At 67.8% G+C, this 25,605-nt stretch carries 19 protein-coding genes; 8 read left to right on the top strand and 11 right to left on the bottom strand.

Annotated features, from left to right (window positions below):
* Nucleotides 1–4: 4 nt before the first annotated feature.
* Both KY501_RS19225 and KY501_RS19230 read right to left on the bottom strand, forming a co-directional pair.
* A complete protein-coding gene (locus tag KY501_RS19225) occupies nt 5–559 on the bottom strand; it encodes a Uma2 family endonuclease (protein WP_224364645.1) in 555 nt (184 codons plus the stop codon).
* A 218-nt stretch (nt 560–777) separates the two neighbouring features.
* Entirely contained in the window at nt 778–1,623 is an 846-nt protein-coding gene (locus tag KY501_RS19230; RefSeq protein WP_224364646.1) for an SDR family oxidoreductase, read from the bottom strand.
* A 181-nt stretch (nt 1,624–1,804) separates the two neighbouring features.
* On the opposite strand from KY501_RS19230, the gene KY501_RS19235 reads away from it, so the two are divergent.
* From KY501_RS19235 to KY501_RS19260, 6 genes are all read left to right on the top strand, one after another.
* Nucleotides 1,805–2,458, top strand: coding sequence for a TetR/AcrR family transcriptional regulator (locus tag KY501_RS19235; protein WP_224364647.1), 654 nt, complete (start codon nt 1,805–1,807; stop codon nt 2,456–2,458).
* 213 nt (nt 2,459–2,671) lie between these two features.
* Nucleotides 2,672–3,649 carry a 30S ribosomal protein S2 gene (rpsB, locus tag KY501_RS19240; protein WP_224364648.1) on the top strand — a complete coding sequence of 326 codons (978 nt, stop codon included), beginning with the start codon at nt 2,672–2,674 and terminating at the stop codon, nt 3,647–3,649.
* 89 nt (nt 3,650–3,738) lie between these two features.
* Nucleotides 3,739–4,398, top strand: a complete 660-nt coding sequence (gene tsf, locus KY501_RS19245) for a translation elongation factor Ts (protein WP_224364649.1) — start codon at nt 3,739–3,741, stop codon at nt 4,396–4,398.
* A 196-nt stretch (nt 4,399–4,594) separates the two neighbouring features.
* Complete coding sequence (gene pyrH / locus KY501_RS19250) at nt 4,595–5,344, top strand: UMP kinase (RefSeq protein ID WP_224364650.1); 750 nt, start codon at nt 4,595–4,597, stop codon at nt 5,342–5,344.
* 25 nt (nt 5,345–5,369) lie between these two features.
* Nucleotides 5,370–5,930, top strand: coding sequence for a ribosome recycling factor (frr, locus tag KY501_RS19255; RefSeq protein WP_224364651.1), 561 nt, complete (start codon nt 5,370–5,372; stop codon nt 5,928–5,930).
* Nucleotides 5,931–5,952: 22 nt separating this feature from the next.
* Nucleotides 5,953–6,921, top strand: a complete 969-nt coding sequence (locus KY501_RS19260; protein ID WP_224364652.1) for a diguanylate cyclase — start codon at nt 5,953–5,955, stop codon at nt 6,919–6,921.
* 1 nt (nt 6,922) lies between these two features.
* Here KY501_RS19260 and cyaY read toward each other — a convergent pair whose 3' ends face one another.
* Together cyaY and KY501_RS19270 are read right to left on the bottom strand one after the other, a co-directional pair.
* Nucleotides 6,923–7,255 (bottom strand): iron donor protein CyaY, encoded by a 333-nt coding sequence (cyaY, locus tag KY501_RS19265; RefSeq protein ID WP_224364653.1) that lies wholly within the window; start codon nt 7,253–7,255, stop codon nt 6,923–6,925.
* Nucleotides 7,256–7,268: 13 nt separating this feature from the next.
* Nucleotides 7,269–7,763 carry a SixA phosphatase family protein gene (locus KY501_RS19270; protein WP_224364654.1) on the bottom strand — a complete coding sequence of 165 codons (495 nt, stop codon included), beginning with the start codon at nt 7,761–7,763 and terminating at the stop codon, nt 7,269–7,271.
* 189 nt (nt 7,764–7,952) lie between these two features.
* Here KY501_RS19270 and KY501_RS19275 point away from each other — a divergent pair, with 189 nt between their 5' ends.
* On the top strand, nt 7,953–8,636 hold the full coding sequence (locus KY501_RS19275; RefSeq protein ID WP_224364655.1) for a hypothetical protein: 684 nt from the start codon (nt 7,953–7,955) through the stop codon (nt 8,634–8,636).
* 13 nt (nt 8,637–8,649) lie between these two features.
* On the opposite strand, the gene KY501_RS19280 is transcribed toward KY501_RS19275, so the two are convergent.
* Genes KY501_RS19280 through KY501_RS19295 form a run of 4 tightly spaced genes read right to left on the bottom strand, consistent with a single transcriptional unit; the run spans nt 8,650 to nt 19,447 of the window.
* A complete protein-coding gene (locus tag KY501_RS19280; RefSeq protein ID WP_224364656.1) occupies nt 8,650–10,002 on the bottom strand; it encodes an HD-GYP domain-containing protein in 1,353 nt (450 codons plus the stop codon).
* A 16-nt stretch (nt 10,003–10,018) separates the two neighbouring features.
* Entirely contained in the window at nt 10,019–11,710 is a 1,692-nt protein-coding gene (locus tag KY501_RS19285; RefSeq protein ID WP_224364657.1) for a HEAT repeat domain-containing protein, read from the bottom strand.
* Between the two features lie 35 nt (nt 11,711–11,745).
* The gene (locus KY501_RS19290; RefSeq protein ID WP_224364658.1) at nt 11,746–15,618 is read right to left on the bottom strand and encodes a serine/threonine-protein kinase; all 3,873 of its coding nucleotides are present in this window, start codon (nt 15,616–15,618) and stop codon (nt 11,746–11,748) included.
* Between the two features lie 49 nt (nt 15,619–15,667).
* Nucleotides 15,668–19,447, bottom strand: a complete 3,780-nt coding sequence (locus tag KY501_RS19295) for an FAD-dependent oxidoreductase (protein WP_224364659.1) — start codon at nt 19,445–19,447, stop codon at nt 15,668–15,670.
* 184 nt (nt 19,448–19,631) lie between these two features.
* On the opposite strand from KY501_RS19295, the gene KY501_RS19300 reads away from it, so the two are divergent.
* Nucleotides 19,632–21,053 (top strand): hypothetical protein, encoded by a 1,422-nt coding sequence (locus tag KY501_RS19300; RefSeq protein ID WP_224364660.1) that lies wholly within the window; start codon nt 19,632–19,634, stop codon nt 21,051–21,053.
* A gap of 10 nt (nt 21,054–21,063) precedes the next feature.
* Here the strand turns inward: KY501_RS19300 and KY501_RS19305 are convergent, their stop codons facing one another.
* Genes KY501_RS19305 through KY501_RS19315 form a run of 3 tightly spaced genes read right to left on the bottom strand, consistent with a single transcriptional unit; the run spans nt 21,064 to nt 25,312 of the window.
* The gene (locus KY501_RS19305; protein WP_224364661.1) at nt 21,064–22,614 is read right to left on the bottom strand and encodes a bifunctional glycosyltransferase/class I SAM-dependent methyltransferase; all 1,551 of its coding nucleotides are present in this window, start codon (nt 22,612–22,614) and stop codon (nt 21,064–21,066) included.
* Nucleotides 22,611–23,072 carry a hypothetical protein gene (locus KY501_RS19310; RefSeq protein ID WP_224364662.1) on the bottom strand — a complete coding sequence of 154 codons (462 nt, stop codon included), beginning with the start codon at nt 23,070–23,072 and terminating at the stop codon, nt 22,611–22,613. The genes KY501_RS19305 and KY501_RS19310 overlap by 4 nt, the downstream gene beginning before the upstream one ends.
* On the bottom strand, nt 23,069–25,312 hold the full coding sequence (locus KY501_RS19315) for a glycosyltransferase family 4 protein (RefSeq protein WP_224364663.1): 2,244 nt from the start codon (nt 25,310–25,312) through the stop codon (nt 23,069–23,071). The genes KY501_RS19310 and KY501_RS19315 overlap by 4 nt, the downstream gene beginning before the upstream one ends.
* Nucleotides 25,313–25,605 lie beyond the last annotated feature (293 nt).

Below are 25,605 nucleotides of genomic sequence, written 5' to 3' on the forward strand. Positions count from 1 at the left end.
CGAGTTACTGATCGCCCCAGAGATAAGCCAGCTCCAATTCGATGGCCTCGAAGGGGGCAGCGCGCACACGGCCTTTGCCAGTGTGGGTGACGAGCAGCGTGTAGCGGCCGTCCTGGAGTCGGAAGATTTCCAGGGTGCGGAGGACGGGGTCCACCAACCAGACGTGATGGACTCCTTCTCGTGCGTAGACGGGCAGCTTCGCCGCCCGATCCATGACCGCCGTGGAAGGGGAGAGCACTTCGCATGCCCAGTCTGGCGCCAGGGAGAAGGCAGCAGTGCGTGGAGGCTGGGGCATTCGCTCTCGGCGCCAACCGGCGAAGTCCGGGACCAGCACGTCGTCACCGAGGTGCAGTTCTGGCTCGAAGAGGAGAATCCATCCGCCGGGGCCCTCTCGTCCCCGGTCGAACGGCCCCATCAGCTCGCCTCCCAATCGCGAGGCCGTCACGATGTGGGGGGCCGCTGGCCGAGGGCTGGCATACAGCTCCCCGGCGATGAGCTCCCCGATGACATTGTCGGGCAGTGCCTCCAGATCCGCGTAGGTGGCCGGTTTCCTTCCCATGGCTTCCCCATATTCCTCGACGCCCATCCCAGTTTCCATGCAGGAGGGCATAGCACCGCAGTCTGACGCTACGCGTCCTGTCTCCAGTGCCTACCCTGACAGGTTGGCTCCGAAGCCTTTGTTGCGCAAGGGCAGGGGTGGGGGCAGCCGGGCCGGTCTGGTCCCACTGGTATGCTGGTAGGACCAAGGGAGGCCAGGTGCCGCCCGGCCAGGCTGGTTCAACGGAACGCCTGGAGGTTCTCGTCCAGGAACTGATCGAGCGTCCGAGGTTCCCGGCCAGTGATCTCCTTGATCCCCTGGGTGGTCCGGGCGGCGTAACCACTCGCGATCACGGTCATGAACTGCCCGAACTCCTCGGCGAGGGCGGCGGGCGTGCCCTTCGCCTTCGCGGAGGCGACCACCTGCTCCACGGGCAGGTCGACATAGGTGACGGGCTTGCCCAACTTCGCCGAGAACTTCTGCGCGACCTCGGGGTAGCTCAGTGCCTCTCGGCCCGTGAGCACGAACGTCTTGCCCACGTGGTCGTTGCCGGTCAGCAGCACCGCGCCGCACGCGGCGATGTCGTAACAGTCGATGAACGCGACGCGCCCGTCCTTGTAGCCTCCGATGATCTTCCCCTCGCTCTTGATGAGGGGCGCGGCACCCAGCAGGTTCTGCATGAAGGAGCCCGGACGCAGGATCGACCAGCCCAGCCCCGAGGCCTGGAGGTGCTCCTCGATCTCTCCGTGCCAGCGTCCGATCTTGAGCTTCGACGTCGTGCTGGCACCCGGAGAGGACACGGGGACGACCCGCGAGACCCCCGCAGCCTTCGCGACATCGATCGCGGTGTTCAGCTGCCGCGCCATCGATTCGCTCGGAGCGACGTTCAAGAAGAGCCGATCGATGCCCTCGAAAGCCGCGCGGAGCGTGTCGGGCTTGTCGAAGTCCCCGACGACGTAGTCGCAGCCCAGCGCCCGCCCCTTGGCTTCGTCGCGCACGAGCGCCTTGAACTTCGACCCCTGGTTCTTCAGATGACGCACGAGGTACTGCCCGATGGAGCCAGTGGCTCCGGTCACGAGGATCACGGTCTGTTCCTTTCCCAATCCCCCGCACGCACCGCCGCTCGCTGGGAACGCCAGCGCGGCTCGTGGCGATGGGGGTTATCGTTCGTGGGCGCGCTCGGCGGAGCCCAGTGCTTCCGTCCGTCGCGAAGAAGATATAGTGAGGGAATTTTTTCAGTCAATGAAAGATTTATCAGGCGAAGCCATGACGCAGGAACTCGGGCTGAGGGAGAGGAAGAAGCTGGAGATGCGGCGCACGCTCGCCGCCACCGCGATGCGTCTGTTCGCCGAGCGAGGCTTCGACGCGGTGACGGTCGCGGACATCGCGGCGGCCGTCGATGTCTCCGTGAAGACCGTCTTCAACTACTTCCCCACCAAGGAAGACCTCGTGCTCAGCAACCGCGAGGAGATCGAGGAGGATCTCCTTCGGACGGTACGCGAACGCGCGCCCGGGGAGTCCGTCCTCGCGGCGGTCCGGTGGCATACCCTGGAGACAGCCGCCCGCATCCGTGCCGTGCCTCCCGAGCGGCGCGTCGCGTTCCACAAGGTGATGCAGAGCTCTCCCTCGGTGCAGGCCCGGTTTCGCGAACTGCTTCGGAGCCGCGAGGAGACGCTCGCCCGGCTGATCACTGAGGAGACGCAGGAGCCCACGGACGACATCGCCCCCAGCATCGTCGCGGGACTGCTCGGGGTGGTGGGGCGGCTCGCCTTCTGCGACGTCACCGGCTGGCCCGACGGTGGGCGCAGGAGTCCCGAGAGGATCTCCGAGGAGATCCACCGCGCGTTCGATCTCCTCGAGAAGGGTCTCGCCACCTACGGCGTGCGCAGCCCTGCCTGGGAGCCAAGCGGACAGCCGTAGGTGTGGAGATGTGCGCATTCCGCCTGCGGCGAAAGCTTGCGGAGGCCCGGAGGGTTTTGTTAGGAACCCGCCCGCCCTGGGTTCCACCCTGGGCGGTAGGACGCAGCAAACCACTACTCACACGCTCGTGTCCGGCACCCGGTGCTCCACGCCAGTGGGGCAAACGGCCGGAGTTTCCATCGAGCGTGGCGGAACAACCGGAGAAGCAAACACATGTCGACGGATACGCAGCAGGAGAGTCAGGCGCAGGCGATGGCCGCCGCGAGCGGCATCACGATGAAGCAGCTGCTGGAGGCCGGCGTTCACTTCGGCCACCAGACCAAGCGCTGGAACCCGAAGATGAAGCCCTACATCTTCGGCGCCCGTAACGGCATCTACATCATCGACCTGCAGAAGACCGTGGTCATGGCCCGCGCGGCCTTCCGCTTCGTGGCGGACATCACCTCGCGCGGCGGCCACGTGCTCTTCGTGGGCACCAAGAAGCAGGCCCAGGACGTCATCCGCGAGGAGGCCGCTCGCGCCGGTCAGTTCTTCGTCACCAGCCGCTGGCTGGGTGGCACGCTGACCAACTTCAAGACCATCAAGCAGGGCATCGACCGCCTCAAGGCCCTCGAGAAGATGGCCGAGGACGGCACGTTCGAGCGCCTGCCCAAGAAGGAAGTCGCCTCGCTGGAGCGTGAGCGCGAGAAGCTGGAGAAGAACCTGGGCGGCGTGAAGGAGATGACGAAGCTGCCGCGCTGCGTGTTCGTCATCGACCCGAAGAAGGAGCACATCGCCATCCACGAGGCCACCCGTCTGGGCATCCCCGTGATCGGCGTGGTGGACACCAACTGCGACCCGGACGGCATCGACTTCGTCATTCCGGGCAACGACGACGCCATCCGCTCCATCAAGCTCTTCACCTCGAAGATCGCCGACGCGTGCCTCGAGGGTGCCGCGCGCTACCGCGCCTCCGGCGCCGCCGAGCGCGACGAGCAGGAGGAGCGCGAGGGCCGTGATGACCGCCGGGATCGCGACGATCGCCGGGGCCCGCGCCGTGGCGACCGCGGTGATCGCGGCGACCGCCGTGGCGGTGACCGCGGTGGCGAGCGCCGGGGCCCCCTCGTGGAGATGAAGGGTACTCCGGCTGCTTCCTCCGAGGGTGAGGCGGCTGAGGGTGCCGAGGGCGGCGAAGAGGCTCAGGCCGAGTAGTCCCGCACTCCCGCATCCAAACTGAAGTCGGCCGGGTGGTGGGGCCTCCTCACCGCCCGGCCTTTGTATTTCCCCTAATGGAGAAGAACATGGCTGAGATCAGCGCCACGATGGTGAAGGACCTCCGCGAGAAGACGGGCGCGGGCATGATGGACTGTAAGAAGGCGCTCACCGAGACCGGCGGCGACTTCGCCAAGGCCGAGGAGTGGCTGCGCAAGAAGGGCATCGCCAAGGCCGGCAGCAAGGAGGGCCGCGTCGCGGCCGAGGGCATCGTCGCCACCTACGTCCACAGCAGCCGCATCGGCGTGCTGGTGGAGGTCAACTGCGAGACGGACTTCGTGGCTCGCAACGAGGACTTCCAGGCCCTGGCCAAGGACGTGGCCATGCACATCGCCGCGGCCAGCCCGCAGTACGTGCGCCGCGAGGAGATCCCCGCCGACGTGCTGGAGAAGGAGAAGGAGATCCAGCGCGCCCAGCTCAAGGAGCAGAAGAAGCCTGAGGCCATGTGGGAGAAGATCCTCGTGGGCAAGATCGAGAAGTTCTACGAGACGGTCTGCCTGGTGGACCAGCTCTGGGTGAAGGACGACAAGAAGAAGGTCGGTGAGATGGTGACCGAGCGCGCCGCGAAGATTGGCGAGAAGGTCTCCATCCGCCGCTTCACGCGCTACGTGGTGGGCGAGGGCATCGAGAAGAAGAAGGATGACCTGGCCGCCGAGGTCGCCAAGACGCTGGGCACCAGCAACGCCTAGCCGCACCGTGTCGGCCCCAAGGGGCTGACAGGGGGCCGCGCGCTCCAGGTCCATCAAGGACCCGGGGCCGCGGCCCTTCGTGTTTTCCAGGGCCTGCCTGGAGTCCGGGCCAGGAGGTTCACCAGCAACGATTCCAGCCGGGCTGGCCGACTCCAGCGTTGATCGAGGGCGGGGTGGGGGATATGAGCGGAGCCGCATGTCCGACCCCACTCGCACCCTCCGATACAAGCGCATCCTCCTCAAGCTCTCGGGCGAGGCCCTCATGGGAGATGGCAAGTACGGCATCCACCCGCCCACGCTCACCCGCATCGCCGGCGAGGTGAAGGAGCTGGTGCAGGCGGGCATCGAGCTGGCCGTCGTCATCGGCGGCGGCAACATCTTCCGCGGCGTGGCCGGAGCCACCGAGGGCATGGACCGCGCGAGCGCCGATTACATGGGCATGCTCGCCACCTGCATCAACTCCATGGCCATGCAGGACGCGCTGGAGAAGCAGGGCGTCTTCACCCGGGTGCTGTCGGCCATCAAGATGGAGCAGATCGCCGAGCCCTACATCCGCCGCCGCGCGGTGCGCCACCTGGAGAAGGGCCGCGTCGTCATCTTCGCCGCTGGCACCGGCAACCCGTACTTCACCACGGACACCGCCGCCTCCCTGCGTGCCATGGAGATCAACGCCGAGGTGATTCTCAAGGCCACCAAGGTGGACGGCGTGTACAACGCGGACCCGAAGAAGGACACCACGGCGCGGCGCTACCGGTCGCTCACGTACATGGACGTGCTGAAGCAGAACCTGAACGTGATGGATTCGACGGCCATCTCGCTGTGCATGGACAACAAGCTGCCCATCATCGTCTTCGACTTGACGACTCGCGGGAACATCGGTCGGGCTGTGCTGGGCAACGGGGATATCGGTACAGTGGTGGGCGCGGCCGAGACGGTCTGGGCCTGAGCTTCTCCTTTCCTGGGAGCACACAATGGCGAACGAGGATGTCGTCAAGGAGTTGAAGAGCCGTATCGACAAGACGCTCGATGACCTCAAGAAGGAGCTGACCAAGGTGCGCACGGGGCGCGCCAGCACCAGCCTTCTGGACGGCATCCGCGTGGACTTCTACGGCACCCCCACGCCGCTCTCGGGCGTGGCCAGCGTGCAGGCCCCCGAGCCCCGGCTCATCACCATCAAGCCGTGGGACAAGAGCGTCCTGAAGGAGATCGACAAGGCCATCCGCGAGGCGAACCTGGGGCTCAACCCCATGAACGACGGCGAGATGATCCGCCTGCCGTTCCCTCCGCTGACCGAGGAGCGCCGCAAGGAGATCGCCAAGCAGGTGAAGTCCAAGGGCGAGGAGCACAAGGTCGCCATCCGCAACATCCGCCGGGACTCCAATGAGTCACTGAAGACTCAGTTGAAGGACAAGAAGATCACCGAGGACGACAACAAGCGTCTCCAGGAGAAGGTGCAGAAGGAGACCGACAACGGGGTGGCCGAGGTGGACAAGATCATCGCGGCCAAGGAAAAGGAAGTCATGTCGGTCTGATTTGAGGGTTTAATGGGGCGCCATGCGCTCCGCCCTCATCGCCGAGCCCGCCATTCCTGTTGCCACAGCCCTGCGCAAGTTCCTCGAGAGCGCAGGCTACGCGGTCATTGTCGTCAGCACCGCGTCCGAGGCACTCCGGGAAGTCCGCACCAGCCCCCCCGAGGTGCTGGTGGCCTCGTTGTCCCCCTCGCTCGATGGCGAGGAGCTGTGCCGGGAGGTGAAGCAGGAGTCGCCGGAACTGCCGGTGCTCCTGCTCTACATGCCCGAGGAGGAGAACCCCGAGGATCGGGCGGCCGCCGCTGGCGCGGATGCCTGCCTCGTGGGCCCGCTCAAGCGCACCACCGTCATCACCAGCGTGTCGCTGCTGCTTCAGCTCTATGAGGCACGCGCCGCGTCAAAGCCTCCTCCTCCTCCTCCGCCTCCCCCTCCCGCTGCGGAGGCCGATGACCTGGCGGCCCGCAAGCTGGGCCTGGAGGGGCCAGGCTCGGCGGACTTCGACTTCCTCAAGCGGCTGTTGCTCATGGAAGTGAAGCGCAGCCGGCGCTACCGCTACCCCATTGCCCTGCTGCTGCTGGAACTGGACCACCTCAACGAGCGCACGGCGCAGTTGGGGGCTGCCCAGCGCACCACGTTGCTGGCGGAGACGCTGGGGCTCATCTCCGGCGGTGTGCGGGACATCGACGTCATCGTCCCCACCACCGAGGGCAAGTTCGTGGCCTTCCTGCCGCACACCCCGAAGGTGGGCGCTCTGGTGGTGGCCGAGCGGCTGCGGCAGCGGGTGAAGACGTTGTCGCGCCTGCCGAACATGTCCGTGTCCATGGGGCTCTCTGTCTTCGAGCCCTCGCCCGTGCGCGGCCAGACGCAGGTGAGCTTCGGCAACCTGATGAAGGACGCCAGCGAGGCGCTGCGCAGGGCCCAGTCCGATGGCGGAGACCGGGTGGAGTACACCGAGCGGGAGAACCCCGAAGAGGAGCCACCTCCCGAGGATTGAGTCAGGCCTGGGCGCCGAAGTCCGCGCCGCTGATGTCTCGCACCACGTCCGCGACGAAGGCGAAGAGTTCCAGGCCCTTGCCCTTGTCGTCCCGCCAGGTGCCGGAGGCCTCGTCGTAGGAGAAGTGGATGCCCTGGCTCTTGCCGGCCACCCAGATCTGCCTCACGGCGCGCTGGGTGTTGACGATGCACTTCTCCCGGGAGCGGGCAGTGAGGGTGAGCATGTCACCCGTGCTCTCGGCCTCGAGGATGTCCGGATCGATGGCGTCCGCCGCCGCGAGCATCCGTTTGAAGATGCTGGCGACGAGCTGGTTGTAGCGGCCTTCGTCCATCATCGGCGGGGCCCGCTCACTGGATGACGTCGATCACCTGCTGCCCGGGAGGCGCGTAGAACAGGAACTTCAGCTGCGGCGACTCGCCCTCGGTGCGCTCCAGGGCGATGACGGTGCCCGGGTTCACCGGCTTGGGGAACGACTGCATGCCCAGCAGGTGAGCGGCCAGCGCTCCCATGGACGGTTGGTGCCCCACGAGAACGAGGTTCTGGTCCGCGTGCTCGTTGATGACGGGCTCCACCGCGCCCACAGGCATGTCCGGCAGCAGGCAGCGGTGAACGCGCAGCAACCCCTCGTGCTTGGTGACGAACGAGAGGATTTGCGCCGTTTGCACGGTGCGCACCAGTGGGCTCGTCAGGATGAGCCCAATCGGTCCCATGCGCTCCGCCAGCGAGGTGAAGTGCTGGGCGGTGTTCGCACGGGCCTTCGCGGTCAGCGCGCGCGCCTCGTCGCCAAGACCCTCGGGGATCTCCGCGTCCGCATCGCCGTGCCTTACCAGGAAAATCCTCAAAGTCCCTCCACCGCTCGCGACAATCGAACCGCGGTTCGTACACGACCGTGGCCGGGTTGGTCAAAGGTAATGCGGGGAATGTTCAGTGGCCGGATCCCCCCCGGTAGGTTGTCGAGGGGGCGCTGAACCCTATCCCATGAGGCGGCAGAATATACTGCCTGCCCGGTTTCGTCCCTATGAGGAGTGGGCATGCGTCGGTCGTTGTGGGTGCTGTGCTGGGTGCTGGGATTCTCGGCTTGCAAGAAGGAAAAGGCGCCGTCCGCGCCGCAGGCCTCGGAGGTGCCCCGGCCCTCGGCTGCCTCTCCCGAGGACGAGCAGGCGCTGGACGAGGACGGCGGGGCTGAGTTCGGACCGCACTCGTACACCATGACGAAGGAGAAGTTGGAGGCCTATGTGGGCTACCAGCGCAAGCTCCTGGAGGCGTACGAGAGCCTCTTGAAGGACCTGGCGCGGGCGAAGGGGGACGCCGGGCGGGGGGACGGCATGGCGGAGGTGAACGCCACCATGAAGCTCATCGAGGGAAAGGCGAAGGCGGAGGAGGCGGCGCGCAAGGAGGCCGGGCTCTCCGAGGAGGACGTCAACGGCCTGGCGGAGGTCGTGACGGCCGTCATCGGCCAGCGGCAGATGACCCAGGCGATGAAGTTCGACGAGGAGCTGCAGAAGCTGGAGGAGATGCAGGCGAAGCTGCGGCCCGAGCAGCGGGAGGAGCTGGCGCCGCAATTGGCCGCCATGCGCGAGCGCGTCGAGGATCTCCAGAAGCTCACCGAGGTGCGCCGCACCTTCGGGGACGCCAACGTGGACCTGGTGCTCACCCGAGAGGAAGAGCTGACGAAGAACTACCAGGACATGATGAACACCTTCAGCCGGAAGTAGGGCCTCCTCCTTCTTATGAGAAGAGGAAGTGGGGGGCGTTGAGATCGTTCTCCGTCGTCGCCACGGACGAGACGATGATGACCCGCTGGCCTGGCTCGGCGAGATCGATGACGTAGTCGGCTTTCGACTTGCCGGCGCCCTGGATGACGCGGACCCGGGGGCGGGTGGCCTGGGCCGGATTGGCGGGGACATCCATCACCACGCCAATCTGCCCTCCCGAGAGCTTCACCAGTGTTCCCACGGGGTAGAAGCCCGCCACGGTGGTGAAGAGCCTCACGACGCGCGGATCGAACCGGCTGTCCGCCTGGCTCATGATGAGTCGCAGCGCCTGGTCCGCGGGCAGCCCCGGATGTGGCGGAGCAGGGAAGGTCAACAGATCGAAGGCGCACGGGACGCTGATGAGCCGTCCGGCGACTCCCACGGACCGCTGGCCCTGGTTGCCCCAGGCGGGCTGGAGGCTCTCGTGGGCGGTCACGACCCGCTCGAGCTGGCTGGGGTTGAGCGGTTGCTGGAGAAGCCGCATCGCCGATTTGAGAGGGCCGCGCCGGGTCATCAGCTCGTGAGTGGTGCGGTCGAACTGTTGCTCCGGAGCCTGTCCCGCCATGCCCCGCCCGAGGTCATGGAAGAGCCCGTTCAGCGCCATCTCGATCTGCTGGGAGCGAGAGACTCCCAGGCGGCGGGCCATCAGCAGGGTGAGCACCGCGACCGCCGCGCCATGGTGGCCTCCTTCGCCCTTCGGCCGGCGGAACCGCGTCAACCCGATGAGCTGTGGCTCCAGTCCCTGGGAGGCCTCGGCCAGACGGTGGAGGGCACGGCGGAAGCGCTCGATGCGCACCGGGTGCTTGCTCTCGATGGCGTGGTTCAAAAGGACGACGAGCCGCGCGTAGTACCGCAGCAGCACCTCTCGCGGAGAGAGCGTCTGCGTCGTGGACAGCGTGGCGCGCAGCCGGATGGTCCCCATTGGCTCCTGTTGGATCTTCTGGGGTGTCGGAGTGCGCCGGTGCTTCTGGAAGGCGAGCAGGAAGCTGCGCAGATCCTGGCGCTTGAGCCCGGACCCGAAGGCAATCTCCTCGACCTGTAGCGGCTCCAGGTAGCGCCGGAGCGAGATGGCGGTATCCAGGTGCTCCTCCCCCAGCTTGATGCGCTTGCCGCTCATGAAGGGGATGCCACCCATGCACTGCAGCTCCACCGACTTCTGGCCCTTCAACTCGCTGTCCAGCAGCGTGCCCAGCTCTTCGAGCGCCTCCTTGGTGGACGCGTTCTCCACGTCGTGCAGCGATGCCGCGTGGAGACACCGCACTACGGCGCTCAGCAGCAGCAGTCCCATCTGAGGCTTGGCGTCCGAGGCAGTGGAAGTGTCGTCCAAGGGGTCCTCCAGGAGATCAGCCGACAGGGGCCAGCCGGGAGAGTGCCTCCTTGCAGGCATCCCGGAGTGATCGAGGGGCAAACAGTCTGCGCGCTTCGGCCTCGAGCAGGGGTCGGGCCCGAGGGTCTCCCAGGACTCCGATGCACCGCGCGCAGTGGGCCTTGATGTCGGTGTTCTTCTCGCGCTCGAAGAAGGAGCGGAGTGCGGCCGCGGCGGCCGGTCCTCCCAGCTCCGCCAGCGCCATGAGCACCGTTTTGAGCTCCTGCGTGTCCATGGGCACCTGGAGTCGGTTCACCAGGGGGCCCACCGCGGCCTCGATGTGGTGCTTGACCAGGACGGTGAGCGCTCCCTGGCGCACCGTGGAGGCCGCGTCCGACAGCGATTGGAGGAGCACGGAGCGGTAGAGCAAGACTTCGCGCTCGGTGAGCCGGGCCATCATGGCCAGGCGCACCACGGGCTGGGGATGGGCGAGCAGGGCCGCCGTGAGCGGCTGCATGTTGGGCACCTGCTCGCGCAGGGACTGGACCCAGTCCAGATCCTCCTTCGTCAGAGCCGCCGCACGTGTGGCGAGCGACTGGAGGGGGACGCCACGGCGCCAGAGCAGCTTCGCGAGGGTGCCTCGGGCCTCGGGCGACTTCACTTCGAGCAGGAGGTCCACACAGGACAGCAGCGCGTCGCGTGGCAGTGTGTCCAGAAGCTTCTGGACGTGGACGAACTCCTCGGGCTTCGTCGAGGCCTCGACGAGCGCGAATCGCCCTTTCTCGCTGAGCAGCAGGCGGCCGATCGCGTACAGGTCCGCGGTGCGGGTCCCTCCGGAGCGTGCATCGCGCGTCATTGCCTGCAAGAGCAGGAGGATCCTGTCCCAGCGGCCCTGGGAGATGAGGCCGATGAGCAACTCCTCCATCCACCCGGTCAGCAGTGGCTGTTCCTCCCGGGTGCAGACTGCGAGCAGCGACCAGAAGGTCATCAGGCTTCGTTCGGAGAGCGACTCGGTAGGGCGTTCGAGCGAAGTCCTCAGCGTGGCCAGCTCCTCGGGGCTGACGCCGGAGAACCCCGCTGGCGTTGGCGGCCGCTCCAGATCCTGCGGCTTGAGCGGGGTGAGCACCTCGGCCTCCAGCCGCGAGAGGAACTCGTCATGCCCGGCGGCAAGCCGTCGTCCCGCGCCCGCCACCTGCTTCTTCGTCAGTTGCTCGAAGAGCTGGTCCTCGCGGTCCGCCAGGGCCTGGAGGTCCAGCGCGCTCTCTTCGCCATTGTCCTGGGCGGGCACCTCCGCCACCACGAGCTCGATGTCCTCGAAGCCCCGCTCCCAGAACGTGGTGTAGAAGTCATACTCCGGAGGCAGGGCGCGCTGGAGGGCGCGGTTCCACAGGGAGATGAAGTCTCTCAGCTCCGGCAGCTCGAGCCCCTGCTGGAAGAGGATCTGCTGGACGCCCTCCAGGAACAGGGGGCGGGTGCTGGAGTCCTTCGCCGACTGCGCTTCGAGGAGAGGCAGCTCTCCGAGAAGAACCGTGGTCGACCGGACGTGCAGCACCACGGGCCCCACGAGGGAGTGGTGTTGCTGGATGGCTTCCAGCAGCTTCTGCTGGAACTCCACGAGGCTGGCATGCCCCTCCGCGTAGAAGCGGTGCGCGTTGAGCAGCTTCGTCAGAGCATGACCGACCTCCGCGGTGGCCTCCTCGGGCGAGACTGTCTTGCCTGGCTGGGGCATCGGGGCAGCTCATATCACCTGCGAGGTTGCCTGCTTCAAGAGGGAGGACGGGCGCTGAGCGAGTCGAGAGACTGGATGGCCAGCGCCTCTCCTTCGCGCCAGCCCGCCAGCCGCGCCCGGTCCCGTGCCTTCTCCAGGCGATCCCGTCCCTCGGGGGCTCGCCCCACGGCGACGAGGATCCGGCCCGCGTTGTAGTGGATGCGCGCGACCTCCTGGACGTCTCCCGCCTGTTGCGCCAGCGCGAGCGCACGCTCGAGATCGCCGAGTGCCGCCGCGGACTCTCCCGAGAGGGATTTCAGCCCCGCGAGGTTGGACAGCGCCTTGGCCTGGCCCATGGCACTGCTGGCGCCTCGGGCCTGCTCGTGAGCGCGGGTGAAGGAGACCCGGGCCTGGTCCGGTTTTCCGAGCCGATGTTGCAGCCGGCCCAGAAGATTGAGGTGCTCCCAATAGAAGTCGGGATTGCGTGCGGGTTTTCCTCCCATGCGCTGGAAGGCCTGGATCAGGAGCGCCGAAGCCCCCGCGAAGTCTCCGCGCGCCTCGCGCACCCGCGCCAGGTCTCCCAGGATCCATCCTTCGAGCTCGGGATCCGCGGACACCAGCCCCTGGGCCGCCGTCAGACGAGCCTCCGCATCGGGGATGCGTCCCAGCTTGAGCTCCGCCGTGGCCTGCCTCCGGACCACCTCGGCCCAGGCGGAGGGGGCGCGTGTGGCGGGGATGCGGTCCAGCCACGGCGTCACGAGCGCGTCAATGGCGGCCGGATCCACTTGAGCCAGGCAGGAGGCGGCGCGTGCCAATACCTCCAACTGCCGCTGCTGCTCGGGTGGCGTTGCTCCGGGAGCGTCTCCGAGGGTTCGGCGGAGGTACTCCGTGGCCGTGCGCCACTCTCCACGTGCCGCGAGCCAGTCTCCCGCCTTCTCACAGGCGGCAGCAGCCCGGGGAGAGGCCGCTGCGAGCAGGTGGTCCGCGATGCGCACCAGCCGGGCGGGCTCGCTGGCGAAGGTGTCACGCTCCAGCGCCTCGGCCAGGGCCTGATGGGAGGAGCGCAACATGCTCTGAGGCAGACGCGAGAGCAGCACCTCGCGGGTGAGATCCTGGCCGAAGCGCAGGGTGTCTGTTCCCTCCGCGACGGGCACCAGCCACCCTTCCATGATGAGCGCCTCCACGACACTCGGTCCACCGGTGTCCTCGCGTAAGGAGGCTGCAATCAATGCGGAGGAGAAGGACTTTCCCTCCACCGCGGCGCGGGAGAGGAAGCGCTGGGCCTCCAGCAGGAGCCGATCCAGCCGGGCGCTCAAGACGAGGGCCAGGCTGTCCGGGAGGGTGGTCTGGGTCAGAGGCGCCGTGGCCTGCCACTGGCCTCCGAGGAGATGGAGGGCTCCTCCCTCCACCAGCGAGCGCATCAGCTCCAAGGCGAAGGAGGGATTCCCGCGCGAGCGGTCCGCCAGCAACGATTCCACCTCCGGGGAGAGAGGTCCCCCAAAGGCCACCGTGAGGAGCGATCTCAGCTCCCCTCTCGGGAGCCCCTCCAGGTGGGTGACTGGCAGGGCCACGAGTCTGGAGGGCAGGGCATCCGGTGTTGTCGTGCCCACCAGCGCCACCTGCGAGCCTGGAGCCGTCAGCACCGCGCCCAGGAATTCCAGCGAGGACGCATCCGCGCGATGCAGGTCATCGATCAGGAGCAGCAGTCCCGTGGGCTGGGTGGCCTTGTGGAGGATATCGGCCAGGGCCGCGTTACCTGCCTGGAGCTGCCCTGCCGCGCCGCCCTGGGAGAGCCTGCGCCAGGCCGCCGAGATCTCGACGGAGGAGAAGCCAAGCTTCACCAGGGGGGCCAGTGGCTCCGACGTGGGAGCAGGGCCGAGGAGTTGTGCCAGGCGAAGCAGCAGCACGCGCACCAGCCCCATGACTCCCGCTGCCGCGGCCTCCTCTCCGCTGGCACTCAGGACGCGCAGTGGTGTGGCCCGTGCGGCGCGCTCGGCAACCGCCTCCATCAACCGGCTCTTGCCCATGCCCGGAGTCCCCAGGAAGAGCCTCGCTCCGCCCATCCGCTTCCGAGCCCGCTCCACCACCGCCTCCGCCGAGGCCAGCGCTTCCGCCCGTCCGACCCATGGCAGTGCGGCACGCGCCTTTCCCCCCAACGCCTCGATCCGATAGGCGGACTCCTCTGTTCCTCCCAGGGAGCGGGCCTGTCCGAACTGGACCTTCGATTCCAGGAGTGTGCGCAGCGCGGCTCCCGCCAGCAGTTCTCCTGGCGTTGCCGCGTTCGCGACGGCGGTGGCTCGATCGAGCCCGGCTCCCGTGGCTCGCCAGGGCGAACGTCCCTGCCCGCCGCTCACCAGAGTGATGCCGAAGTCGATACCGAGCCGGAGGACGGGCGCGGGTTCGAGCCCGAGATCCGCGACAGCCTGCCGGAGCTCGAGTGCGCAGCGGACGGCGCGCAGGGGATCATCCTGTTGGGCCGCGGGGAGCCCGAAAGCGAGGCACCAGCGCTCCTCCGTGAGCAACAGCACTTCGGCGGAGTGGCGATCCGCGGCGAGAGCCGGAAGTTCAAGCAGGCGGCTCACGGCCTCCAGTCCCGCCTCCTCGCCGAGCCGTTGCCGCAAGGCCTCCACGCCCTCGAGCTTCACCGAGACGATGGCCAGCTTTCGCTTGAGGGGGTGCGCGTCCGTGGCCCGGCTGGCATCCCGGACGAGGGCGAGCGGACGCTCTGGCACCGTCATGGGTGACTGCGTGGGGGGCGCCGTCTCCACGTCGATCCGTATCCCCTGGGTCACGGTCGGCGAGGTGTCAGACTGGCCCAGGGGCTGCTGCGGAATCCCTGTTGCCACGAAGGCGCTGCCGCACTGAGGGCAGAACCGGTTGAGCCGGCTCGTCACCAGGCCGCAGCGCGGGCAGCGCAGAGTGGAGTCCGACGCCTTCGAGGGCAGGTTCGGATCCAGCTCCGTCATGGCCTCGGTCCACCGCGCCCGCACGCTCTCGCCCACATGCCGGGTGACTACCGACGAGACGTTGTCTCCGGAGGGCAGGGGCGTCTCGTCCAGATAGGTCTGGAGGGCCCGGGCTATGTCCGCGCAGCGAGCGAAGCGCGCGTCACGGTTCCGGTCCAGCATCCGCAGGATGATGGACTCCAGCATGGGGTGGAGCCCGTCGGTCAGCACCTGGGAGGGACGTGGCGCGGGTGCCCCCACGATGCGCCGCATGATGTCCACGGGGGCTTCGCCCTCGAAGAGTGGCCGGTTCGTGCACAGCTCCCACAGCACGGCTCCGAGCGCGAACTGGTCGCTGCGCCCATCGAGCTGCAGGCCGCGGATCTGCTCGGGAGACATGTACCGGAACTTGCCCTTGACCATGCCCGTGGCGGTGCGCGTGACGCGGTTGGCGGCCTTGGCCACACCGAAGTCCACGACCTTCGTCACGCCGTCCAGTCGCACCATGATGTTCTGCGGGCTGATGTCCCGGTGGACGATCTGGAGCGGGGCGCCTCGAGGGTCCGTCGCATGGTGGGCGTGGTCGAGCCCCAGCGCGGCATCGCGGATGACCTCGGCGCAGATGCGAGGAGAGAGGGGAGCACCGTTACGCCGGGCAGCCCGAGCCAGCTTCACGAGATCCTCGCCCTCGATGTACTCCATGGCGATATAGAAGGTGCCCTGCCACTCGCCGACCTCGTAGACCGCGACGACGTTGGGGTGGTTGAGCCTCCCGGCGACACGGGCCTCGTCGAGGAACATGTCCACGGAGCCCTCCTGCTCGAGCAGCTCGGGCAGCAGGCTCTTGAGGATGACGGGGCGATCGAAGCCACTCACGCCGACCTGGCGCGCGAGATAGATCTCCCCCATTCCTCCGGCCGCGAGCCGCCGCAGCAGGGCGTACTTGCCGAAGATGAGGGAGCTAGCGGCGGGCCCGGGCGTCATTCCGAGAGGACGCTAACCGGCGCATGCTCCCGCCATCAATGGCACCCGATCAGACGCGTTTGAGGTTGGGCACCTTCTGGAGCAGCCGCGCGAGGAACACGTCCGACACCTTCTCCAGCACGGTGTTGCCGCGCAGACGCTGGTTCAGGTTCACGAAGTCCACCTGGTCCAGCTTCTGGTCCTGGTTGAAGCAGGAGAAGACCCACGTCTCCTTGCCCGTGCGCGGGTCCACGTGCTTCTGGAGGCACTGCGCGCAGATCTCCTTCATCATGCACTGCATCGGCGAGTTGATGGAGCCGATGGCCTCGTGCTCGGGCTTGAGGAAGGGCTGCAACACGCCGTGGCGGGCCTCCTGCACCGCGCGCATCATCCGGTCCGAGCCGATGGCGATGATGCGGTCCACCTGGCTGAACGAGATGACGGGCTGTGGGCCCAGCGTGCCCTGAGCGTAGGCCACCATCGCCTGGACGACGTTGCCTCGGAAGGCGGAGTCCTGTGGGCGCCGGGCCTGGATGAGCTCGCCCCCGTCCACGGACCAGACGATCTGATCCGTGCCGGCCTCCACCTCGTCCTGCTTGAAGCTGTCCGTCTTGGTCCGGTAGCCGGCGAAGTAGACGACCTTGCAGCCCGCCGCCTTGAGCGAACGGGCGATGGAGAAGAGCACCGCGTTGCCCAGACCGCCGCCCACGAGTACCACCGTCTCGTTGTGGCCGATCTCCGTGGGCGTGCCGGTGGGACCCATGAGGACCACGGGCTCGCCCGGCTTGAGCGCCGCGCACAGCCGCGAGGAGGCGCCCATCTCGAGGACGATCGTCCCCATGAGCCCCTTCTCCTTGTCCACCCACGCGCCGGTGAGGGCCAGGCCCTCCATCGTCAGCCGGGTGCCGTCCACCACGGTCGCCAGCCGCTCGAAGTTCTGCAGGCGGTAGAACTGGCCGGGCTCGAAGTGGTTCGCCGCGAAGGGCGCCTTCACCACCACCTCGACGATGGTCGGCGTCAGCCGGTTGACGCTCACCACGGTGGCGTTGAACGCGTCATCCAACTGGCCGAAGTGCGAGGCCAGCTTCTCGTCCCGCTTGCGCTGGGCCAGCTCGTCCGAGAAGTCCGTCCCCGCCAGCTCCCGGGCGAAGAGGTGCGACACCTCGGAATACCCATCCTTGGCGCTGGCCATGGCCTTCACCACGTTGCCCGCGTAGGTGGGGTGGTTGTCTCCGTAGAAGGAGATGAAGTGCCCCTCCTTCTGGTACGAGGTGAAGAAGCCCACCTTGGCCGCCAGATCCTCGTTGGCCGGCACGGGCTTCAGCTCGAAGGACTCTCCGCGCTCCTCCAACTCGAAGCCCTGGAAGTACTCCTTGTTCTCGTCGAGCTGGAAGGTGCCCGGGTACTCCTTCTCGTAGGTGACGTTGGGCGAGGTGCCCGCCGCCACGCAGACGGTGCGCGCGGGCAACTCGAAGAACTCGCCGCTGCCCTTGAGCTTGCCGTCCTTCGTCACCATCCGCTCGAAGCGGATGCCCTTCACCGCGCCGCTCGCGTCCGGCAGGGCCTCCGCCGGGCTCATGCGCTCGATGAAGCGGATGCCCTCCTCGAGCGCCTTCACCACCTCCTCGTGGTTGAGGCGGTAGGCGGGGGACTCGGTGAGGCTGCGGCGGTAGACGAGGCTCACGCCTCCCCAGCTCCGCACCAGCTTGATGAGGTCGGGGTTGCGGCCCTCGGCACGGGCCCGCTCGCGCTCGGCGCGCACGGCCCGGCCATGCTCCAGGAACGTCTGATAGGTGGCGCGCTCCTCCGCGTCCAGCCGGGCGAGCACGGCCTCCTCGCCGATGTCGGCCACCAGCCGCTCGTGGCGCTCCAGCGTCCGCTCCACCTGCACCGGGTAGTAGGCCATCAGCTCCGTGGCCGTGTCGATGCCGGTGAGGCCGCCGCCGATGACGATGGCCGGCAACTGCACCTGGAGGTTGGCCAGCGAGTCCCGCTTGAAGGCGCCGGTGAGCTGCAGCGCCATGAGGAAGTCGCTCGCCTTGCGGATGCCCCGGATGAGGTTGTTCTTCATCCCGATGATCGTCGGACGGCCGGCGCCCGCGGCGATGGCGATGTGGTCGAAGCCCAGCTTCCACGCGTCGTCGATCGTCAGGGTGCCACCGAAGCGCACGCCGCCGTAGATGCGCAGGTTCTCCCGGCGCGCCAGCGTCAGGTGGATGAGCGTGAGGAAGTTCTTGTCCCAGCGCACGGTGATGCCGTACTCGGACACGCCGCCGAAGCCCTCGAGCACGCGCTCGTCCAGCTCGCGGGTGATGGCGCTCCAGTCCCGGATGGGCTTGAGCGCCTTGCCGTTGCGGCCCAACAGCTCGTCATCGAAGGACTCGATCTTCAGGCCATCCACGCCGGTGACGCCGAAGCCCTCGTTGAGCAGGTAGTGCGCCAGCGTGTAGCCCGCGGGCCCCAGGCCCACCACCAGCACGTTGCGGCCCCGGTACGGCAGCGCGTACGGACGGCGCACGTTGAGCGGGTTCCACCGGGTGAGCAGACCGTAGATCTCGAAGCCCCAGGGCAGCGCCAGCACGTCCGTGAGGGTGGCCGTCTCCGCCAGGGGGATGTTCACCGGCTCCTGCTTCTGGAAGATGCAGGCCTTCATGCAGTCGTTGCAGATGCGGTGGCCGGTGCCGGGGCACATGGGGTTGTCCAGCACCACCATGGCCAGCGCGGCCACCGAGTTGCCCTCGCGCTTGAGGGCGTGGGCCTCGGAGATGCGCTCGTCCAGCGGGCACCCGGTGAGCGGAATGCCCAGCGGGTTCTTCTTGAAGGAGTGGCCCTCCACGGCCGGGTCCTTCGCCTTGAAGCCCTTGGAGCACGAGTCCTTCTCGCGCTCGTGGCAGATGACGCAGTAGTCCACCTCGTTCATCACGTCGCGCGGGGTGCCGCGACGGTCCGTGAGCTTGAAGCCCTCGCGGTAGCGCAGGTGGTGCTCGGGGCCCTCGGTGATCTCCGGCAGGTTCGCGTCCGGGCGGTGCAGCTGCACGAGCTGGTCGAACACGAGCGGCTTGGGCAGCCGGTGCGTCGGCCATGCGTGGAACAGCTCCTTCAGCTCCGGGTGGAGCGCGCGGGCGAAGGTCCAGCGGTCCGCCAGCGAGAGGAGCGCGCGAATGGACTGAAGCTCGGCGGCATCGTCTCCGTGGGTGACGAGGCTGGAGCCGAAGGCGTCACGGCCCTCGGGGGTGGACAGCAGGGCGGGGCGCAGCGTGGCCCAGCGGGTGCGCAGCCCCTCCGCGCGAGACTGCTGGTCCGCGGGCAGGGCGCCGGAGAAGAGCCGCTCCAGGTCCATCAAGGTGAGGATGGACTCGGCCAGCCGACGCTCCAGGTCCTCCTTCTCGGAGGCCTCGGGGAAGCCGAGCTGCAGCAGCAGGCGCATCCGGCCATCGAGCGAGGGGAACTCGGCCAGGGTGGGGCGGTCCGCGGCGCCCTTCTTGAAGACGCGGCGGGTGATGAAGTCGCGCTTGAAGTCGAACAGCGGCAGCTCGCCCGCCAGCCCGCGCGCCAGCCTCTCCATCTCGCTCTCGATGTTGAAGAGGCGGCCGAGGAAGCGGCTGACGTGGCGGGAGACGCGGATGAGCAGGTCCGACTCGGCGGGCCCGGAGAGGTTCGAGCCCCCGGACTTCCGGTAGGTGTCGAAGGCCTGGAAGAGTTCCAGTTCGTGCTCGGTGAGCCAGGCGTCGAAGCGCTCCGAGAGCTGGCGCAGCCCGCGGGGACGGTAGAGGTCCTCGAAGGTGAACCCGGGCAGGCCCAGGGTCAGGGAGGGGCCGGAGTCTGTCGAGAAGGCAGTCGAAGCGCGCATATCACGGGGTGTGTAAGGGGCAACCTGGGGGAACGGCCCCCAAAAGATGCCTATTTCGCGGTCCACCGAGAGGAAAGCAAGCGGGCATCGAGCCCCCCCTCTCAATGGGACGATGGGAACGATTCCGCTGGCTTTCACCCCCTGGAGGCCAGCAGGGCGGGCGAGGGTGCTACAAAGGCGCGCCGTGCCTACCGAATCTCCCTCCGCTACAGGGTCTACCCCGAGCCCCGCCACCGTTGTTCCCGAGCCCCGGGCCGTTGCCAGCGATGGGTGGTTCCTGGCCGCCTGCTGCCTGGGGGCGGCCACGGTGCTGGGGGTGACGCTCCAGCTCTCCAATGGGACGCTTCGGGAGGATGCCCTCGAGGGGCTGAGCATGACGCTCGCGTTGTGTGGGGTGGGGGTGCTCGTCTCGCGTGTGGGCCGGTGGGATTCACTGGTGGAGGGAGGGTTGACGCTGCTCCTGGCGGGGGGCTTGGTGGTGGAACTCCACCAGTGGTGCATGAACCACCCGGGCTTCTACCTGCAGCTCAACGGCCCCTGGCCCTATGCGCCGTTCTACTGGGGGCTGGCCGCGCAGGCGCTCGTGGTGGGGGCGCTCCTGGCCAGTTCGGACCGCTTGCGGCCGTGGCTCGTGCCGCTGCTGTTGATGGTGAGCTTCTCGGTGGGAGTGTGGCTGCTGAGGACTTCTCCGTCGCCCTTCATCGACGTCTTCGTCTTCCAGGCACAGGGCTCGGAGGCACTCCTGCGCGGGCACAACCCGTACGCGATGACGTTCCCCAACATCTACGGGCACGCACACTTCTACGGTGAGGGGATCGTGCAGAACGGGCGGCTGATGTTCGGCTTCCCCTACCCGCCGCTGAGCCTCTACTTCTCGGTGCTGGGCAAGGTGCTCGGAGGCGATCCGCGCTACGCCCAGCTGGTGGCGATCACCCTGGCGGCCGGATTCATGGCCTATGCGCGGGGCGGGAGGCTGGCGGCGGGGGCGGCGGCCTTGCTGCTGCTGACGCCGCGCGCGCTGTTCGTGCTCGAGATGGCATGGACCGAACCCCTGCTCATCGGCCTGCTGGCCGCCACCGTGTTCTGCGCGTGCCGGTACCCTCGGGCGCTGCCTTATGTGCTGGGGCTGCTGGTGGCCGTGAAGCAGTACACGGTCTTCATCCTGCCGTTGATCCCGCTGCTCACGCCGCTGCGAGGGCGCCAGCTCTGGGACTGGCTCTGGCGTGCGGGCGTTACCGCGGTGGTGGTGAGCCTGCCGCTCATCGCCCTCAACCCCAAGGCGTTCCTGTGGAGCGTGGCGGAGCTCCAGTTCCACCAGCCCTTCAGGACTGACGCGCTGAGTTATCTCTCCTGGTGGGTGTCGAAGGGGCACCCGCAGCCGCCGGTGTGGATTGCCTTCGCCGGGACCGGAGTGGCCATCGCCCTGGCCCTCTGGCGCGCGCCCCGGACGCCCGCGGGGTTCGCTGCTTCCGTGGCGTTCGTCTACTGCGTGTTCTTCGCGCTCAACAAGCAGGCCTTCACCAACTACTACTACTTCGTGCTGGGCGCGCTGTGCATCGCGGTGGCGGCCCGGACTCCCGCCGAGGAGCCTGCTTCGCGGGTGTGAGGCCTCGGGCTCAGGCCGTGCGGCGCGGTTTGGCCTTGGAGCGCTTCTTGGGCTGGGCCTTGCTCAGTTGCTGGGCCCGCAGGGCGCCTTTTTCCTTCGAGTCCTCGAGGACGAAGCTCACATCGGGTGTGGTCTCGGCCTCGACGTAGATCTGGTACGAGAAGAGCGTCTTGCTCAGGCGGATGAGGGCGAGGTTTGCCCCGAGCGCCGCCTGGCCCAGTACGCCGTTGCCGAGCACCTTCGGGAAGGGCGCGGGCACGCCGCGGATTTCCTTGATGCGGAAGCCGTTGTCGCGCAGCAGGTGGCGCAGGCTGCGGAAGGTGAACAGGCGGGTGTGGGTCCTGTCGAGGATGCCGGCCTTGCCGTAGTTGAACTGCCCGGCCAGGAGCATGAGGCGCTGGACGACGAAGGCCACATTGGGCGTGGTCAGCACCAGCTTCCGAGGCGTGTAGTCGAACTGCTGGCGCAGCTCCCCGAGGAAGCGCTCGGGATCCTTGAGGTGCTCGATGACATCCAGCAGGAGCAGGTGGTCATAGTCGCGCACGTTGAAGCGCAGGGGCTCGTCCAGGTTCTGGACGAAGACCTGGATGCGCGGATCCGTTTCGGTAGGCGGGTGCTGGTCCACCACGGCCGTGGTGCAGCCCTTGTTGGCGAGCTCGCGCGCGATGCCTCCCGGGCCGGCGCCAATGTCCAGCACCCGGGCTCCGGCGGGCACTGCGTCCAGGGCCCACGAGTGGCTGCTCGCGTAGCCGAGCTTGAGATCATAGTGCTGGTTGCCGTGGCTGATCGGATCGTAGCGGCGCTGGTAGAGCACTCCGGCGCGGTGGAGCACGTTGCGCGCCGTGGCCAGCACCACGTCCTTGGCGTACTTCATCCCGTTCACCCGGGAGATCTCGTCTCCGTAGTAGGTGGGGATGGGCAGCTCCTGGATGCGTCCGCCCGAGTTGAGCAACTGGAGGATGATCTCGGTGTCGAAGTGGAAGTCGTTGGAGTTGAGGTGGAAGGGGATGCGCCGCAGCGCCTCCACCGCGTAGATGCGGTAGCCGCTGTGAAACTCGGACAGGCGTGTGCCCAGCAGCGCGTTCTGCACGGTGGTGAGGATCTTGTTCCCCACGTACTTGTAGAGCGGCATGCCGCCCTTGAGCGCTCCGAAGCGGCTCATCATCCGGCTGCCGAAGACGGCGTCCGCCTGGCCGGAGTGGAGAGGCTCCATGAGGCGCGGCAGTTCCTCGGGGGCGTACTGGCCGTCGCCGTGCACCATGGCGACGAAGTCGAAGCCCTCGGAGAGGGCGTAGGCGTAGCCCACCTTCTGGTTTCCGCCGTAGCCCTGGTTGTGCTCGTTGCGCAGGACGGTCATCCGGATGTCTGGATGGTTCGCCTGGTACTCGCGGCCGATCTCGAACGTTCGATCCTTGGAGGCGTCGTCGACGACGAGCACCTCGCAGTCGTACGTCTGGAAGATCGAGGTGGGAATGCGCTCCAGCACCCAGCGAAGGGTGGACTCGGCGTAGTAGGCGATGACGAAGATGAGCAGCCGGGGCTGCTTCGACGGCGCGGTCATGGAAGCCTTTTCGGGCGGCGGGGGCGCACGGGGACCACGGGAGGCTCGGGTGGAGGGGTGGCGGGCGACTGCGCGGCCCTGAGTTCCTCCACTTCGCGGCGCAGGCGGATGACCTCGGCGGAGAGCTGGGCGTAGGAGTCCCGCACATGCCCGTTGAAGACGCGCTGGCGGGAGAGCGTCTCGTTGATGAGCACCTGACACGTCTTGCGGAAGGCCCATTTGGCCACCACGACGAGCTGGCCCACGCCGCCGCGGTGCGTGTGCAGCGGCATCGGCCGGGTCGGGTCGCTGTGCTCCTCGAGTGCCTGGAGGTTGAAGGACAGCGGATCCACCCGGGGCTCGACGCCTTCCTGGGGAACCTCGGCGGCCTCGGAGGTGGGGAGGCCGCGCACGCGCAGGCGCTCCTCGATGCGGGCGAGCAACGCGCGCGCGGGGATGTCTCGTCCCAACAGCTTCATCGGCGCTTCTCCTGGAGGATGCGATCCATCTCCTGCTGATAGGCAGCCACGACCTTCGGCCATGAGTAACGCTTCGCGTAGGCAAGACCCTTCCTGCCCAGAGCGGCTCGCTCGGTGCCCACCTCTTGCAGGCCGGTGATGAACGAGTCGAGATCCTTGTACGCCCGGCCGGCGCCGCTGCGCTCGATCTGACCTACCAGCACGTCCGAGTGTCCATTGACGAGCACGGGCGTGGATTGGGCGAAGGCCTCCAGCGTGAGCAGCGACAGGCTCTCGAAGCGCGAGGGCACCACCACGGCGAGTGCACCGGCCAGGGCGTCGTGCTTGTCCTGCTCGTCGATGCGGCCCACGTAGCGGATGCCATCGCCCCTGAGGTCCATGTGGGCTTCTCCCGCGAGGACGAGCTCCGGCGCATCCGCGTATCGCTGTCTCAGCACCCGGTGGTGGGAGAGCAGTTCGGGGATGCCCTTTCCCGGCTCCAGGCGGCCGACGTAGAGCAGGTAGGGGTGGTGGATGCTGTGCTTCTCGCGGAAGCGCTCGGGCGAGGCGGGGGGCCTGTCCACACCCACGCCGACGACCCGGGTGCGCGCGTGGTTCGGGTAGTAGCGCTGGATGAGGGAGATCTCCTCGGGGGTGTTGCACATGAGCGCGCGGGGCCGCTCGAAGACGTCCGCGTAGACGCCGAAGCGGATGGGCGGTTCGTCATGCGCGGTGGGGACGAGCAGCGCCCGGTCCGCGACCATGGGGAGTCCCCACACGGTGGGCGCGTAGAGGTACGTGAAGAAGATGAAGCCGTCGTAGGTGTCGCGAGCTGTCTCGAGGTGCGCGAGAAGCCCTGGGCTCAGCGGGCCCTGCTCGGCGACCCAGTGCTCCTCGCGCATCCGCTCGAGGCTGCGGTTGAACACGGAGTTCGACAGGGCGTTGAAGGGCCGGATGTTGCGCGTGCGTCTCACCGGGAAGCGCAGCACGGGCAGATCGTCCTGGCGGTCCAGCCCTGGAGGGAAGACGTTCTCCCAGGAGAGGTGGTTCTTCGCGCAGGTGGTGAGCACGGTGAGTTCGAAGTGGGGCGACAGGTGCTCGGCGAGCTGCTGGGCATGGCGCTCGGCGCCTCCGGTCACCTGGCCGTAGCGCTGCACCACGATTCCCACGCGCGGGCGCCGGGGCTTTCGCCTGGATGGGGGAGGCTTGGGACGAGGCGATGACCTCTCTCCGAGGGCCTTCGCCAGGGCGCGCTGGGTGTTCTCCGCGGAGAAGTGGGCGAGGCGCCGGGCCTGGCCCTGGAGGATCCGTTGGCGCAGATCCCGGTCCTCGCTGATCTCGACCACGAGCTCGGCGAGGAAGGAGAAGTGCTTCTGGTCGAATGCGATGCCCGCGCCTCCGAGTGTCTCCGGCACGGCGGCGGCGGCGAAGGCGAGCACCGGCACCTCGGCGGCCATGGCCTCGATGAGCGGGACTCCGAAGCCCTCGTGTTCGCTCATGGAGACGAAGACGTCGGCGGAGCGGTAGGCGGCCACCAGCTCCGCGTGGTTGAGCCGCCCGAGGAAGTGCACCCCTGGCAGCGCTTTGGCGGTGCGCTGGAGGGACTTGAAGTAGCGGCTGCCGGCCTCATAGCCACCGACCAGCAGGAGGCGGGCCTCGGGGCGGATTCTCAAGAGCTCCGCATGGAGCAGGAGGAGATCCTCGAAGCGCTTGTGGGGCGCCACCCGGCTGACGCTGAGGACCGTGGGAGCGCCGCCCTCCAGACGCCGGAGCAGGGTCGGGTCGGCGTGAGACTGGGCGAAGCGCTCCGGTTCGATGAAGAGAGGGACGGTGTGGACGTTGCGGTAGCCGGCGGCGCGAAGCTCGGCGGAGTTGAAGTCCGAGACGCCGAGAGCCACCTCCACGAAGGGGGCCATGGCGGCGAGTTGGGCCCGTCCGGAGACGAGCGCTTCGGCCAACGGGGTGCCCGCGTAGAAGCGCGCGGGGCTGATGTTGTGGAAGACGAGCCCTCGGCGGCAGGGCAGGTGCATCAGGTGGCTGCTCAGGGGCGAGGCGATACCGTGGTGGTAGAGGACCAGATCTTCGGGAGCTGGTCGCAGCGCGGAGACGGGGTGGGCCAGGGACTCCAGGCCAGAACCGACCTCGCCGGCGTAGAGTTCGCCGAAGTGGCCCATGCGGCGCAGGAGGAGCTGCAGGTGCAGTGCGGCCTGTCCGGAGGCGTCACCCGCGACGAAGCTGGGAATCAACTGATGGACCGCCATGGGGTGCCCTGCCTATCACACGCCCGTGGTATGAGGCGCCCCGTGTGGGGGCATGACCGCTATGCTGCGGTCGTGGACGACTACCTCAAAGTTCTCTTGTTGGTGGGAAGCAGCCTGGCACAGGCATACCTGGACCATTGGGCTCGGGAACTGGGGATTGAGCCTTTGCTGGAGAGGGCGAAGCGATGAACGATACGCTCCCACGTGCGGAGGCACTCGTCCGCACCTTGCTTTCGAAACGCTCGGGAGAGGAGCGTCTCAGGATGGCAGCAGACATGTTTGCTGCCGCTCGG

The organism is Hyalangium versicolor, assembly GCF_020103695.1.
GTDB lineage: Bacteria > Myxococcota > Myxococcia > Myxococcales > Myxococcaceae > Hyalangium > Hyalangium versicolor.